Origin of the sequence: Bacteroides sp. HMSC067B03 (genome assembly GCF_001811315.1) — a bacterium.
Lineage (GTDB): Bacteria > Bacteroidota > Bacteroidia > Bacteroidales > Bacteroidaceae > Bacteroides > Bacteroides faecis.
In genome coordinates this window covers 1-647 of record NZ_KV804370.1, presented here as the reverse complement: position 1 = coordinate 647, position 647 = coordinate 1, and the positions used below count along the sequence as shown (strand labels likewise).

General features: G+C 39.9%; 1 protein-coding gene. It reads right to left on the bottom strand.

Annotated features, from left to right (window positions below; translation table 11 throughout):
• Positions 1 to 157 precede the first annotated feature (157 nt).
• Positions 158 to 415, bottom strand: a complete 258-nt coding sequence (locus HMPREF2794_RS15735) for a hypothetical protein (protein WP_008766315.1) — start codon at positions 413 to 415, stop codon at positions 158 to 160.
• Positions 416 to 647 lie beyond the last annotated feature (232 nt).

Here is a 647-nt window from a genome sequence, read left to right as displayed (position 1 = left end):
TGTACCGGATCAGCTTTGAATGTGAAATCATGGATTACACCACAATGGAACTTGCAAGCCATGCCGACATGAAAGACCGTGAAATGAAAATTAGCAATGGGGACTTACCGGAGAAAACGGAAGACGAAGAACCGCTGTATCATCTATGATACAACGGTTAAAAACCAAGACTAAGTTGATTTGTATCGTTCTTTTTTGAATCGGGCTTTTTGCCCTCTTTTAATTGTTCGTAATATGATAAATTCTCCGATATATAAAAAATCCGTTTGTAGATGTAGTTCTGATCAAGAAAGAACAGGTCATGACTCATACGCAAAAGAACATCCTCCAAACGGATGCGCTTTTTATCATAGAGAAGGTAGAACGTTTCTACCATCTTCCGGTCACGTATTTTGGTCATTTCAGGATTCCGCATAAGAAAGCATTATTATAGCGCAAATATACGGATTTCCAGTGATTTGTCAAAATTGAATATAAGCCTGCGGGGGAAAGGCTATAAAAAAGCCCCCAGCCTGTTAGTAAAGACGCCAATCACATACTAACAAAATGCGAGCAGACGCACAGCCGGGGGCAAAGACCCTTGCTGCGTCTGCTCGCATTTTTGCTTTATGTGATTGGCATTGCAAAGATAATCAAATTTGTATTAT